The sequence below is a fragment of the Microbacterium sp. MPKO10 genome, assembly GCF_026107415.2.
GTDB lineage: Bacteria > Actinomycetota > Actinomycetes > Actinomycetales > Microbacteriaceae > Paramicrobacterium.
In genome coordinates this window covers 604,733-618,037 of the sequence record NZ_JAPCHX010000002.1, presented here as the reverse complement: position 1 = coordinate 618,037, position 13,305 = coordinate 604,733, and the positions used below count along the sequence as shown (strand labels likewise).

Here is a 13,305-nt window from a genome sequence, read left to right as displayed (position 1 = left end):
CAGCATGATGACGGGTGAGCCGGTACCCGTCGACGTGTCGCCCGGGTCAACCGTCACGGGCGGAACCGTCAGCACGAATGGGCGGATGCTGTTGCGGGCAACCTCCCGTCGCTGTTCGCACGCTCCCTGACAGCAGTCGTCAGTCAGCGCACGCGTCAATCAAGCAGGCTCTCAGCAGGGCAGCCTTTGTCGGTCGAGCAGCATGTGTCAGTCCAGCAGCAGCGCCCTGGGCTGACCGGCGTTGTGGCGCGGGGAACCCGGGCTCAGACCCTACGGGTCAGAGCGGCGGCTGTTCGACGCCCAGCTCGTGCCGTGCCTTGTTCGCCAGCTCGGGCTCGACGATCACCGAGTACGAGCTCGCGACGATCTGCGCAACGGAGCTGAAGTCGCGCCGCTTGCGGTTGATCGCGTAGTTGAACATCGTGAAGCACATGCCGAAGCCCGCGCCGATCAGCACCGCAGCGCCGACGAAGACGAGATCGGACTGCGGGTTGATGAGAATGAGCAGCAACCCGAAGAACAGCCCGAGCCAGGCACCGCTCAGTGCCCCGTTGGCAGCGGCCCGCCCGTAGCTCAGCTTGCCCGTGATGCGCTCGACGCTCGTCAGGCCGTTGCCGATGATCGACACCTTCTTGACGGGGAATTCGGCGGCGGCGAGCTTGTCGACGGCGCGCTGCGCCTCGGGATACGAATCGTACGATGCGACGGTGTCTCCCTGCGGAATGCCCTGAACGGACATCCGCCCTCGTCCCGACGACTGTTGATAACTCACACTGCCATTGTCCCACGTTCGACCGGGCACGTGTGCGATGCGAGCAGAGCTGTCGCGAGGAGTCTAAGTTAGTGGTGTGAGTACCACGAGAGTCTTCGTCGCCCGCCTCGCGGGTTGTACAGTGTTCGACCCAGCAGGTGACCGGGTCGGCAAGGTTCGTGATGCTCTTGTCGTCAACCGCACGAACGATCCGCCGCGCGTCGTCGGGCTGATCGTCGAGATCCCCGGAAAACGGCGTGTGTTCGTTCCGATCGGCCGGGTGACGTCGATCGCGCCGGGCCAGGTCATCACGACAGGGCTGATCAACCTGCGCCGTTTCGAACAGCGAGGCGGAGAGATCCGCGTGATCGCAGAGATCCTCGGCCGGAAGGTCGATTTTGCCGACGGCTCAGGCGAGGCGACCATTGAGGACGTCGCGATCGATGAGAAGCGGCAGGGCGATTGGAACGTCAGCCAGTACTTCGTGCGCCGGCCGAAGACATCGGCCTCCCCCTTCGCCAAAGGGCCCACGGCGTTCGCCACGTGGCGCGAGATCCGCGAGCGGATTTCGACCGAGGCGCAGTCGGCCGAACATCTGGTGGCCAGCCTCAGCGATCTCAAGCCCGCCGACCTCGCCAGCACCGTGCTCGAGCTGCCGCAGGAGCGCATCCTCGAGGTCGCGGCCGAACTGCCTGATGACAGGCTCGCCGATGCGCTCGAAGAGATGCAGACGGATGATCAGGTGTCTCTGCTGCTGCAGCTCGACGATGAGCGGGCAGCATCCGTTCTCGACCAGATGCAGCCGGACGACGCCGCCGACCTCGTCGCCCAGCTTCCCGATGACCGCCAGGAGCAGCTGCTCGGGCTGATGGAGCCGGAAGAGGCCGACGACGTGCGGATGCTGCTCGAGTACGAGCCGGACACCGCGGGCGGCCTCATGACGACGGAGCCCGTGATCCTGTCTGCCGACTCATCCGTCGCCGAGGGCCTCGCGCTGATTCGCAGGGCCGATCTGCCGCCGGCGCTCGGCGCGGCCGTCTGTATCACCCTTCCTCCGTACGAACCGCCGACGGGCCGGCTCCTCGGCATGGTGCACTATCAGCGGATGCTGCGACACCCACCGCATGAGAGGCTCGGTGCGATCCTCGACCAGAGCATCGAGCCAGTGAGCGCTCAGGCGTCTGCCGCTGAGGTGACACGCATTCTCGCCAGCTACGATCTGGTGTCCGTTCCGGTCGTCGATGACGCCGACAGGCTTGTCGGGGTGGTGACCGTTGACGACATTCTCGACTATCTGCTGCCCGATGATTGGCGCAGTCACGACGATGACGAGCCCGTGAGGGAAGAAACCGTGAGGAGGTCGTCGAATGGCTAGATCCCCCAAAGACGACAAGCGACTCGACGCACCCCGCGGAGTGCGCACGCCGCTGTTCGCGCGCAAAGTCACCGATCGCGACAGATTCGGTCGTTTCACCGAATGGGTGGCGCGGGCGATGGGCACTCCTACGTTCCTGCTCGCCCTCACGGTGTTCTGCGTCACGTGGATGGTGTGGAACACGTGGGGGCCCACCAGCATCCGCTTTGATTCGGTCGCCCTCGGCTTCACCGCACTCACTCTGATGCTCTCGCTGCAGGCGTCCTACGCGGCACCGCTGATCCTGCTCGCGCAGAATCGGCAAGACGACCGTGACCGAGTGCAGATCGAGCAGGACAGACAGCGCTCGGAGCGGAACCTGGCCGACACTGAATACCTCGCACGCGAAGTCGTTGCCCTGAGGCTCGCGATGCGCGATATGGCCTCGAAAGACTTCATCAGACAAGAGCTTCGTGCGCTGCTCGATGAGCTCGACGAGAAGAAGGAGACAACCGATATCGATGTCACTCGAGACTCCTGACGATCTGGCCGAATCGGTGCGCCGTGCACTGAGCCGCGTCATCGATCCGGAGATCCGCAAGCCCATCACCGAGCTGGATATGGTGCGCTCGGTGGACTCGAACGGCTCGGGCTCCGTCTCGATCGCGATCGCCCTGACGATCGTGGGATGCCCGGCCGCCAGCGCGATCGAGAACGATGTGCGCCGCACGGCCGAAGCCGTGCCCGGGGTTGAACAGGTGAGCATCGATGTCGGCGTGATGACGCCGGCCGAGCGCACCGCGCTGATCGAGCGCCTGCGCGGGGCAAAGCGTGAAATGCCGTTCACACCCGATTCGATGACCCGCGTCATCACAATCACGAGCGGCAAGGGCGGCGTCGGCAAGTCGACGATCACCGCGAATCTCGCCGTCTCTCTCGCTCGGCGCGGCCTGACCGTCGGCCTCGTCGACGCCGATGTGCACGGGTTTTCAATCCCCGGTCTGCTCGGACTCGTGCCCGGCGCCGTCGATGAGGAGGGCGAACCCCTCATCGTGACGCCGACACGGGTGGGCGACATGATTCTGCCGCCCATCGCTCACGGTGTGAAGGTGATCTCGATCGGCATGTTCGTCGATGACACCCAGACAGCCGTCGCATGGCGCGGCCCCATGTTGCACCGGACGCTCGGGCAGTTCCTCACCGACGTCTACTTCGGCGACCTCGACGTGCTGCTGCTCGACCTGCCACCCGGCACCGGTGACATCGCGATCTCAGTCGGACAGCTGCTCCCCCATGCCGAGGTCGTCGTCGTCACGACCCCGCAACCCGCGGCCGCCGACGTTGCCGAGAGGTCCGGACGGGTGGCGCGGCAGACGGGGCAGTCCGTCGTGGGCGTGATCGAGAATATGGCGGGACTTCCTCAGGCGGACGGCAGCGTCCTCGACATCTTTGGGTCAGGCGGCGGCGCCGAGGTGGCACGGCGGCTGTCCGAGGGAGAGGACTCCCCCGTTCCGCTCCTCGCCTCCGTGCCACTCAGCATCGCCTTGCGCGATGGCGGTGACACGGGGCATCCGATCGTGCTCTCAGACGACGCTGACCCCGCCAGCCGCGCCATCGAGCAGGCAGCAGATGCCCTCGTTCGCAAGGGCAGAGGTCTGGCAGGGCGCAAGCTCGGGCTCTCCCCGCGCTGACCTGTCAGGCGCGGGCCGTGTGCACGGCGCAGGGGATCGCCACGCCGGGGAAGACCGCCACGCGATGCCAGTCTGCCGTGACCTCCGAAAAGCCCGCTGCCGTGATCTCGTCTGTGATCTCGCGGTTGTAGCGACAGCCCTTGTCGATCCGACGCGAGAGAGGTGTGATCAGATTCTGCAGTCTGCGCGTACCCGTTCCCGGCGCCGCTGCGAGGTGGTCGACGAGCACGAGACGACCGCCGGGAGCCAGAACGCGTCGGCATTCTGCGAGTGTCGCGGCGACGTCGTCGACCGAGCACATCACGAATGTTCCCACAACGCTGTCGACGCTCCTCGCCTCGAGCGGAATCCTCTCGCTTCGCGCGGCGAGCACGTCGCGCAGGTGCCCCTGAGCTCGGGCCTTTTGCTGCAGCGTCGCGCGTGACGGGGCGTGCGGTTCCAGCCCGATCCAGGTGATTCCCCGAGCGAAGTCCTCGAAGTTGCCGCCCGTCCCCGCACCGATCTCCAGAACGGTCCCGGATGCTGTCGCGACGGCGCGCCCCCGCACTGCGTCGAACTCCGTCCATCGCTCGCGCGGCGCTGACCTCGCAGACCTCGGTGCCATGGAGCGATCCTATCCGCTGGCAGACCGCCGTGCCTGCGAGCTCCTCAGTAGCGTCAGGGCGACGACAACCGCGATGCCGGCCAGTGCGATCACCATGAGCGCCGTGCCGAACCAGCCATCGGAGGCGAGAAAGACGCCGCCCAGCCAGCCGAACACGCTCGAACCGCCGTAGTAGGCCAGGTTGTACAGCGATGAGGCCTGCGCGCGCCCCACTGTCGCGGCAGCTCCTGTCCAGCCGGACGCGATCGCGTGGGCGGCGAAGAAGCCCGCTGTCATCACCACGAGCCCGGCGAGCACAACGACGAGCACGGTGCTCAGTGTGGCGGCGACGCCGACGATCATGACGCTGATGCTGCTCACAAGCACGGGGAGACGACCAAAGCGCGCCGCGAGCGCACCGGCCCGCCCCGACGACCAGGTTCCCGCGAGGTACGCGACGAAGATGAAGCTGACGAGTGCGGGAGCGACGAAGAAGGGTTCCGCCATGAGCCGGAACGCGAGAAAGTTATAGACGGCCACGAACCCGCCCATCAGTAGAAATGCCTGCGCGTACAGAGCGAGAAGCTGTGGCGATCGCAGCGCCGCACGGATGCGTTCGTGGGCAGGTGGACCCTTCTGGGTGCGCAGGCGCAGGGGCACGAAGCCGCGTGGGATGGGTACGATCAGCGCGAAGCCGACGGCACACACGGCGCACAGAACAGCAACGACGATGACACCGATCTGCCACGTCGTGACCGCGGCGATGGGCCCGGCGATGATCCGCCCGCTCAACCCGCCGATCGTGGTCCCCGCGATATACGTGCCCGCGGCCCGGGCCGAGTGCTCCCGGGTGACCTCCTCCGTGAGGTAGGCGACCGCCACGGCGGGAACGCCCGCGATGAGAAGACCTTCGACGACGCGGCCGGCGAGCATGAGCTCAAGGTTCGGCGCGAACGGCACGGCAAAGCCAACGGCTGTCGCCCCGCATACGGCAACGATCATGGCGCGCACCCGCCCCACACGGTCGGCGACGAGCGACCAGGGAAGCACGCCGCACGCAAGACCAAGGGTCGCTGCAGACACGACAAGCGCACTCGTTGCCTCGCTGACGGCGAGATCATGGGCGATGAGCGGAAGAACAGCCTGTGGAGAGTAGAGCTGAGCGAACGTGGCGACGCCGGCGAGGAACAGCCCGAACAGCACACGACGGTACGCGGGAGTTTCACGCGCGTGCCCGCGCCACGGATCCGTCGCCTTCACGACCGACACCGTCGCACTCCGGCAAACCGGCCGGTGATTAGGTCGCCTCCGGGTCAAAGGGAGGGTCCATCACCTCTTTGCCCGCCTCGAGCAGCTGCTGCCGTGACTCGGGATTCGGCTCTTTCGTCGCCGGAGCGATCACCGACTGCGGTGAGTCGTCATCTTCGAGAAGCGCCTCACGAATGATCCGGCGCGGGTCGTACTGCCGTGGGTCAAGCTTCTGCCAATCGACATCGTCGAAGTCCTCGCCCATCTCATCTTTCATGCGCGACTTAGCGTCCCTCGCCATATTGCGCACGTTCTTGACCAGCTGCGCGAGTTTTGCCGCGTACATGGGCACGCGCTCGGGACCGAGCAGGAACACGGCAATGACAGCGATGATGAGGATCTTGTCTGCCGTCAAACCGAACACCAATTCAGACTACCGTGTCGCGCCTCACAGCGAGCACCCCGACAGCCGCATACACTGGCATTCGAGCAGATTCAGGAGCCGCCGTGTCCACACAAGAGTCGAACTGGAAGTACGTCGATGATGCCGTCGACGAGTCCGAGGCTGTCCGGGCAGCACGAGCTCAGTCGCTTGAGCTCGGTGTCGCACCCGTGTCTCCGGCAACCGGCGCTCAGCTCGCCGTGATCGCGGCAGCGAGCTCCGCCCGAAACATCATGGAAATCGGAACCGGGTGCGGAGTCTCAGGGCTGTGGATGCTGTCGGCGCAGCCTCGCAGCATCCTGACGACGATCGATTCGGAGTCCGAGCACCTCGGTGCCGCGCGAAGCGCATTCTCCGACGCCGGGATCGGCTCGGCACGCACACGCCTCATCACGGGAAAGGCCCGCGATGTTCTGCCGCGCATGAACGAAGACTCCTACGATCTCGTGCTCGTCGACGCTGACCCGTCCGATGTGATCGAGAACGTCGAGCACGCGCTCCGGCTTGCCCGGACCGGTGGGACCGTCCTCGTTCCGCACGCACTCAACAGAGGGCGCGTCGCAGATCCTGCTCAGCGCGATGACGTGACGAGTGCTCTCCGCTCGGTCATTCAGGAGGTCGCAACCTCCGCCGCCGTCGTCAGCGCGCTCAGCCCGGTCGGCGACGGCCTGCTCCAGCTGGTGAAGCTCGGCTGATTCGCCGTACCCAGCACACCTCATTCCAGAAAAACGCCACGGGCGCGCGATCCTTCATCGATCGCGCGCCCGTGACGTTGCCTGCCGGTGTCAGCCGGCGACGACACCCGCCAGGGCATCGTGGAGCTCTTTGGCTTCATCGTCGTTCACAGATACGACGAGTCGTCCGCCCCCTTCCAACGGCACACGGACAATGATCAGCCGACCTTCCTTTACAGCCTCCATAGGCCCATCTCCGGTCCTCGGCTTCATTGCTGCCATTCGGCTCCCCTTTCGTGCAGTGTGACCCTATTATCCCGTGAATTCGGAATCCGTGCCAATCCCTCCGTCATCGTGACGGATATTACGGCGGCGTCCAGTCATATCCGCTCACCTTCCAGCACGCAGACAGCCATGCCCACTGCAGCACGAGACTCACGGCGACGGCAACGATTCGGTACGTGCGCGAGCGCGGCACGGCAAATGCCCCGGCGAACGGGAAGGCGGGAGCGAGCAGTCGGAATGTGCTGGATTGTGGGAAGAATACGGCCAGCAGGTACACCAGATATGAGACGACCCAGAGCCTCAGCGTCACCCCGAGCCGGCGCGCGGGCCTGCTCAGCAAGCTGATGACGACGAGGACGAGCAGCGGCACCAGCACGACAAGGCCGATGTCGGCGCCGAACCAGCGGTGCGCCCACCAGTTCGCTCCGGAGATCCACGGCTCGAACGGCACGAGCGGTCCGTAGCCGACGTACGACGACCGCCACGCCAACTCGGTATCGGTGTACGCGGACATCGAGCCGGTCACCGCCCAGGCGATCAGCAGCCACGCCACCCCCATGACGGCACTCACCAAGCCCGTGACGCACAGGCGGACGAACGCTGAGAGCGAGAATGGATGCTGTGAGCGCGTCCAGATGCGATGCACGAGGTGCAGTAAAAGGAACAGCGCGAACGCGAGACCACTCGGTCGCGTGAGCGCCATTACCGCAATGATCGGGATCGCCGTGAGGTAGCGGTGCTTCATCACCAACAGAAGGGCGAGGCCCAGCAGTAGGAGATACAACGATTCTGCATACGCCACCTGCAGGATCGGCGAGACGGGCGCGACAGAGAACAGCACGACGGCGAAGAGCGCCGTTTGGCGATCGAGCACCTCGCGCATCAGCCGGAAGAACACCACGGCGGCCGCGAAACCACACGGCACAGAGACGGCGAGAGCCGCGATCTCCCAGGGAAGCTGGGTGATCCCCATGATGATGCGCACGAGTCCCGGATACACGGGCATGAAGGCCCACGCGTTCTCGCCCACGTGGCCGTCGTCCGTGAGGGGAAGCTCACTCGGATAGCCCGAGAACGCGACGATCTGGTACCAGCGTCCGTCCCAAATCGAGGCGAACGCCGCGTAGCCTGGCGCGTCACCCGTCCACGCATTTGCACGCTGATTCGAGGCGAACCACAGCATCATCAGCGTAGTGACCACGCGAGCGGCCCCGTAAATCAGCAGCACGCGGCCCCAGTCGGGAAAGCGAGCCCATCGGGCGACGAGCGGCGATGTGATCACCGGCGGCTCACCCGCCGAGAAGCCAGCGCCGAAGCCCCTGCTCGCACGCGATAATCTCGTCAGTCGCACAGCATTCGTCGTCGGCGTGTGCCTTCAGCGCATCGCCCGGCCCGTAATTGACGGCGGGCACACCGAGTGCCGAGAAGCGTGCGACGTCGGTCCATCCGTACTTGGGCTTCGCCTCTCCCCCGACCGCGTGAAGAAAATGCTGGGCGAGCGGAGCATCGAGACCTGGCCGTGCCGACTCGGCTCGATCCACGACGGTGATCTCGTATCCGTCGAAAACCGAGTGCACGTGTGCCAACGCCTCGTCGAGTGTCTTGTCCGGCGCGAAGCGGTAGTTGACGTGGATCATGCCCTCGTCCGGGATCACATTTCCGGCGATGCCGCCCGTGATCCCGACGGCGTTGAGGCCCTCGCGATACGCGAGGCCGTCGACGTCGATGGTCTCCGGCTCATACGCGGCGAGCGCCGCCAGAGCGGGCGCCAGCTTATGGATGGCGTTTTCGCCGACCCACGACCGTCCCGAGTGAGCACGGGTCCCGAAGGCCCGTACCTCGACACGAAGACTTCCGTTGCAGCCTCCTTCCACCTGCGCGCTCGTCGGCTCACCGAGAATCGCGAAGTCCCCCGCGAGCAGCTCGGGCCGAGTGCGCGCGATACGACCCAGACTGTTGAGCTCTGCCGCCACCTCTTCGTGGTCGTACCAGATCCACGTCACGTCGACCTCGGGCTCGTCAAGCTCGACGGCAAGCTTCAGTTGGACGGCGACGCCCGCCTTCATATCGACGGTGCCGCGCCCCCACAGGTACTCTCGCCCCTCGCGCGTCTCGAACCGCGTCGGCACGTTGTCCTTAATCGGCACGGTATCGAGGTGTCCGGCAATGACGACACGCTGAGCTCTCCCCAGATTCGTGCGGGCGATCACGGTATCGCCGTCCCGGATGACCTCGAGATGGGCGGCCGACCGGACGGCTGCTTCGACAGCATCCGCGATCTGCGTTTCATCGCCGGATTCGGAGGGTATATCGCACAGCGCCCGCGTCAGCTCGGTGGACGATGCGCGCGGGTCGAGGGCAGGGCGAGGCATTGCTCCAGTCTAGAGGCGCAGTGCTGCGTGCACCGGCGTCGCACGGTGCTGGCGTTGGGTAACCTGGTGACTATGACCAGCACTTCTCACGAACCGCACACGAAGGCCTGGGGTTACGGTCTCGCAACCGTTGCCAGCGATGGAACCGTTCTTGACACCTGGTTCCCCTCCCCTCAGCTAGGGCCGATCCCGGCGGGACGCGAGAAGTGGATTGCGCCGGCAGACATCGAGCAACTCGCTGTGCCCGACCCGCGCCGAGCCGTCACCGTCGATATCGTCACTGTCGAGGCCGATCTTACGGGGTCCGTCACCAGCACCTCAGACGCGTATCTGCGCCTCCACTTGCTCTCGCACCTGCTCGTGCGCCCCAATATGATCTCGCTCGAGGGGATCTTCGCGCATCTGCCGATCGTGGCGTGGACGAACGCTGGCCCGGTGCTGCCGAGCGATTTCGAGCGCATGCGTCCCGCGCTGCTGCGCCAGGGCATCCACGCAGTGAGCCTCGATAAGTTCCCGCGCCTCACCGACTATGTGCTCCCCGAACGTGTGCGCATCGGCGACGCGTCACGTGTACGGCTCGGCGCGCACCTCGCACCCGGCACGACGGTGATGCACGAGGGCTTCGTCAACTACAACGCGGGGACCCTCGGCGCGTCCATGGTCGAGGGGCGTGTGTCTCAGGGGGTCATCGTCGGTGACGGCAGCGACATCGGCGGCGGCGCCTCGATCATGGGGACACTATCGGGTGGCGGCTCACAGCGGATCACGATCGGCGAGCGCGCACTGCTCGGCGCCAATTCCGGCATCGGCATCTCGATCGGCGACGATTCGGTCGTCGAAGCCGGTCTCTATGTGACAGCGGGCACGAAAGTGACGGTCATCGACCCGGCTTCGGCGGAGAGCCGCTCGGTGAAGGCCGTCGAACTGAGTGACGTCCCCGGTCTGCTGTTCCGGCGCAATTCCGTCTCGGGTGCCGTGGAAGTTCTTCCGCGCCCTGGTTCGGGCCCTGTCCTCAACGAAGCTCTGCACGTCTGACCCACCCTGAGCGCATCGCGCCGGCACACTCGAAGGAGCAACGTGGCTCACTCTCTCTCACGGCGCATCGGCCGTGTCGTCCTCTGGATCGTCGTCGCTCTCCTCGTCATCGGGCTCGTCGGTGCCGGCCTGGCGTTCTGGACCGTACAGCGCTCGTTCCCGACGACGGAGGGAACGATCGATATTCCGGGCCTCGAGCACGAGGTGACGGTCACCCGCGATGCCCACGGCATCCCCCAGATCACCGCCGATTCTGCCCACGACCTCTTCCTCGCTCAGGGCTTCGTCCAGGCGCAGGATCGCTTCTGGGAGATGGACTTTCGTCGCCACGTGACCTCCGGCAGGCTCAGCGAGATGTTCGGTGAAGCTCAGGTCGGCACAGACACCTTCATCCGGACGCTCGGCTGGCGCGATGTCGCCGAGCAGGAGGTAGCGGAGCTCGACGACACGTCACGTGCCTATTACGAGGCGTACTCTGACGGCGTCAACGCGTACCTCAACACGCACTCGGGTGCCGACGCCTCGCTCGAATACGCCGTCCTGGGGTTCCAGAACCCCGAGTACTCCCCCGAACCGTGGTCGCCTGCAGACAGTGTCGCCTGGCTCAAGGCCATGGCCTGGGATCTTCGCTCGAATCTCGAGCAGGAGATCGACAGGGCCGTGCTCTCGACAACGTTGAGCTCACGGCAGATCGCCAAGCTGTTTCCGCCCTACCCATACGACACGCACCCCACGATCGTGTCGGAGCCCAGCACGCAGGCTCTGCCTGACGACGCCGACACGACTCCGGATGCTGCGGCCGACCCGTCGATGTTGAGCGCCGTCGCTCCTCAGCTCGAGAAGCTCTCTGATCTTCTGCACGGCATGCCGACGCTCCTCGGAGAGGCCGGCAGCGACATCGGCTCGAACTCCTGGGTGGTCTCGGGCGAGCACACGGCGACGGGCGAGCCGCTCCTCGCCAATGACCCACACCTCGGCCCTGTGATGCCGTCCGTCTGGTACCAGATGGGACTGCACTGTTCCACGGTCTCGGAGGACTGCCCGTTCGACGTCGCCGGGTACACGTTCTCGGGCCTTCCCGGCGTCGTCATCGGCCATAACCAGAGCATCGCGTGGGGATTCACGAATCTCGGCCCCGACGTCGCAGACCTGTTCATCGAGAAGCTCGACACGCAGGAGGGAACGTACCGTCTCGACGGCAAGGATGTTCCGCTCGACGTGCACACCGAGACCATCACAGTCGCCGGTGGGGATGACGTCGAGATCACGATCCGCTCCACGAAGCGCGGGCCGCTTGTGAGCGGCCTCACGGGTGATTACACGGCCATCGCCAATGACGCCTCGCAGAACATCGAGACTGTCGAGGGTGAGAGCCTCGGTGTCTCGCTGCAATGGACGGCACTGACGCCGGGCAACACGGCTCGTGCGGTCTTCGCCATGAACTCGGCGACCGATTGGGATTCCTTCCGGGACGCCGCGCGACTCTTCGATGTTCCCAGCCAGAATCTCATCTATGCCGACACGGAGGGGAACATCGGCTACCAGGCTCCCGGTCGAGTCCCCGTGCGCACGACAGGCGACGGGACGACGCCGCTGCCGGGGTGGACGAGCGAGAACTCCTGGAGCGGATACGTCGACTTCGATGATCTGCCGAGAACATACAACCCTCCGCAGGGGTACATCGTCACGGCGAACAACGCTGCCGTCGGGCCCGACTACCCTGAGTTCATCACGGCGGACTGGGACGCCGGGTACCGGGCGGAGCAGATCACCGAACGCCTCACGGGGCTGATCGACGAGGGAACGCCGATCACGGCGGACGACATGTCGAGCATTCAGGCCGACAACCACAACGCGATTGCCGAAGAGCTCGTCCCGTATCTTCTCGAGGCGACGCCGAGCGAGCACACGCTTCGTGCACGGAACCTGCTCGAAGATTGGGACTTCAACGATGACGCCGACAGCGCCGCATCGGCGTACTTCAACATCGTCTGGAAGAACCTTCTGCAGGAGTCTTTCGCGCCCAAGCTTCCGGAATCGCAGGCGCCGCAGGGAAGCGCGCGGTGGTTCCAGGTCGTGACGAACCTTCTCCCGCTCGACCACTCGGCGTGGTGGACGGACGACGATGTAGCGTCCCGAGACGAGGCGCTGGCCCGCGCGATGGACTCCGCGTGGGCTGAAGCCGTCGATCTCATGGGCGAGGATCCCGCCGAGTGGAGCTGGGGCGATATCCATACGCTCACGATCCGTAATGCGAGTCTCGGCGAATCCGGAATCGATCTCGTCGAGAAGCTCTTCAATCGCGGCCCGTACAGCGTTGGGGGCGGGTCCAGCGTGGTGAACGCCAATGGGTGGGATGCGGCGGTCGGCTATGAGGTCAACTGGGTGCCCTCGATGCGTCAGGTCATTGATCTGTCTGATTTCGACGCGTCCACGTGGATCAATCTCACGGGAGCATCGGGGCATGCCTTCCACCCGAACTACGTCGATCAGGCACCACTCTGGGCTGCGCACGAGACGCTCCCCTGGGCGTACACGAGCGAGGCCAGGGCGGATGCTGCCGAGCACACGCTCACGCTGAAGCCCCCGCAGAAGTGAGATGCCACGATCGGCCCCAATTCTCGAGGAATGAGGGGCCGATCGTGGGGTCTCACACGCGCAGCCGCCCTGGAACAGGTGCCCCACACGAGGGCAAACGCCGACCAGCGACGACGAGCAGCCGTCGTCGCCGCTACTGTGCAGGAAACGCTATGGCCCCAGTTGCTCCTGCGCGCTCAGCACCATGAGAACCACCGTGGACTCAGCATTGCAGGAACTGCCACCGCCCTCACCGCCGCGAAATCCGCCCCGGTCTCAGCGCTGCGGGAACC

At 65.5% G+C, this 13,305-nt stretch carries 13 protein-coding genes; 6 read left to right on the top strand and 7 right to left on the bottom strand.

What is annotated here, in order from left to right; translation table 11 throughout:
- Positions 1–277: 277 nt before the first annotated feature.
- Positions 278–772: a YflT domain-containing protein gene (locus OK352_RS07510; protein WP_265140818.1), complete on the bottom strand. Its 495-nt coding sequence runs from the start codon at positions 770–772 to the stop codon at positions 278–280.
- 76 nt (positions 773–848) lie between these two features.
- On the opposite strand from OK352_RS07510, the gene OK352_RS07505 reads away from it, so the two are divergent.
- From OK352_RS07505 to OK352_RS07495, 3 genes are read left to right on the top strand one after another with little or no spacing between them, the layout of a single operon-like run.
- Complete coding sequence (locus OK352_RS07505; protein WP_265140817.1) at positions 849–2,126, top strand: magnesium transporter MgtE N-terminal domain-containing protein; 1,278 nt, start codon at positions 849–851, stop codon at positions 2,124–2,126.
- On the top strand, positions 2,119–2,646 hold the full coding sequence (locus tag OK352_RS07500) for a DUF1003 domain-containing protein (protein ID WP_265140816.1): 528 nt from the start codon (positions 2,119–2,121) through the stop codon (positions 2,644–2,646). Before OK352_RS07505 ends, OK352_RS07500 begins: the two co-directional genes overlap by 8 nt.
- On the top strand, positions 2,627–3,796 hold the full coding sequence (locus OK352_RS07495) for an Mrp/NBP35 family ATP-binding protein (protein WP_265140815.1): 1,170 nt from the start codon (positions 2,627–2,629) through the stop codon (positions 3,794–3,796). Before OK352_RS07500 ends, OK352_RS07495 begins: the two co-directional genes overlap by 20 nt.
- Positions 3,797–3,800: 4 nt before the next feature.
- Here the strand turns inward: OK352_RS07495 and OK352_RS07490 are convergent, their stop codons facing one another.
- The 3 genes from OK352_RS07490 to OK352_RS07480 are packed head-to-tail and all read right to left on the bottom strand — an operon-like array spanning position 3,801 to position 6,051.
- Positions 3,801–4,400 (bottom strand): class I SAM-dependent methyltransferase, encoded by a 600-nt coding sequence (locus OK352_RS07490; protein ID WP_265140814.1) that lies wholly within the window; start codon positions 4,398–4,400, stop codon positions 3,801–3,803.
- 9 nt (positions 4,401–4,409) lie between these two features.
- On the bottom strand, positions 4,410–5,639 hold the full coding sequence (locus OK352_RS07485; protein WP_265140813.1) for an MFS transporter: 1,230 nt from the start codon (positions 5,637–5,639) through the stop codon (positions 4,410–4,412).
- Positions 5,640–5,676: 37 nt separating this feature from the next.
- Complete coding sequence (locus tag OK352_RS07480; RefSeq protein ID WP_265140812.1) at positions 5,677–6,051, bottom strand: twin-arginine translocase TatA/TatE family subunit; 375 nt, start codon at positions 6,049–6,051, stop codon at positions 5,677–5,679.
- A gap of 83 nt (positions 6,052–6,134) precedes the next feature.
- Here OK352_RS07480 and OK352_RS07475 point away from each other — a divergent pair, with 83 nt between their 5' ends.
- On the top strand, positions 6,135–6,764 hold the full coding sequence (locus OK352_RS07475) for an O-methyltransferase (protein WP_265140811.1): 630 nt from the start codon (positions 6,135–6,137) through the stop codon (positions 6,762–6,764).
- 90 nt (positions 6,765–6,854) lie between these two features.
- On the opposite strand, the gene OK352_RS07470 is transcribed toward OK352_RS07475, so the two are convergent.
- The 3 genes from OK352_RS07470 to dapE form a co-directional block, all read right to left on the bottom strand.
- Positions 6,855–7,025 carry a DUF3117 domain-containing protein gene (locus OK352_RS07470; RefSeq protein WP_166989201.1) on the bottom strand — a complete coding sequence of 57 codons (171 nt, stop codon included), beginning with the start codon at positions 7,023–7,025 and terminating at the stop codon, positions 6,855–6,857.
- A gap of 82 nt (positions 7,026–7,107) precedes the next feature.
- On the bottom strand, positions 7,108–8,310 hold the full coding sequence (locus tag OK352_RS07465) for a hypothetical protein (RefSeq protein WP_265140810.1): 1,203 nt from the start codon (positions 8,308–8,310) through the stop codon (positions 7,108–7,110).
- Between the two features lie 7 nt (positions 8,311–8,317).
- A complete protein-coding gene (gene dapE, locus OK352_RS07460) occupies positions 8,318–9,400 on the bottom strand; it encodes a succinyl-diaminopimelate desuccinylase (RefSeq protein WP_265140809.1) in 1,083 nt (360 codons plus the stop codon).
- 72 nt (positions 9,401–9,472) lie between these two features.
- On the opposite strand from dapE, the gene dapD reads away from it, so the two are divergent.
- Together dapD and OK352_RS07450 are read left to right on the top strand one after the other, a co-directional pair.
- The gene (dapD, locus tag OK352_RS07455) at positions 9,473–10,435 is read left to right on the top strand and encodes a 2,3,4,5-tetrahydropyridine-2,6-dicarboxylate N-succinyltransferase (protein WP_265140808.1); all 963 of its coding nucleotides are present in this window, start codon (positions 9,473–9,475) and stop codon (positions 10,433–10,435) included.
- A 42-nt stretch (positions 10,436–10,477) separates the two neighbouring features.
- Positions 10,478–13,033 (top strand): penicillin acylase family protein, encoded by a 2,556-nt coding sequence (locus OK352_RS07450; RefSeq protein WP_265140807.1) that lies wholly within the window; start codon positions 10,478–10,480, stop codon positions 13,031–13,033.
- Positions 13,034–13,305: the final 272 nt, after the last annotated feature.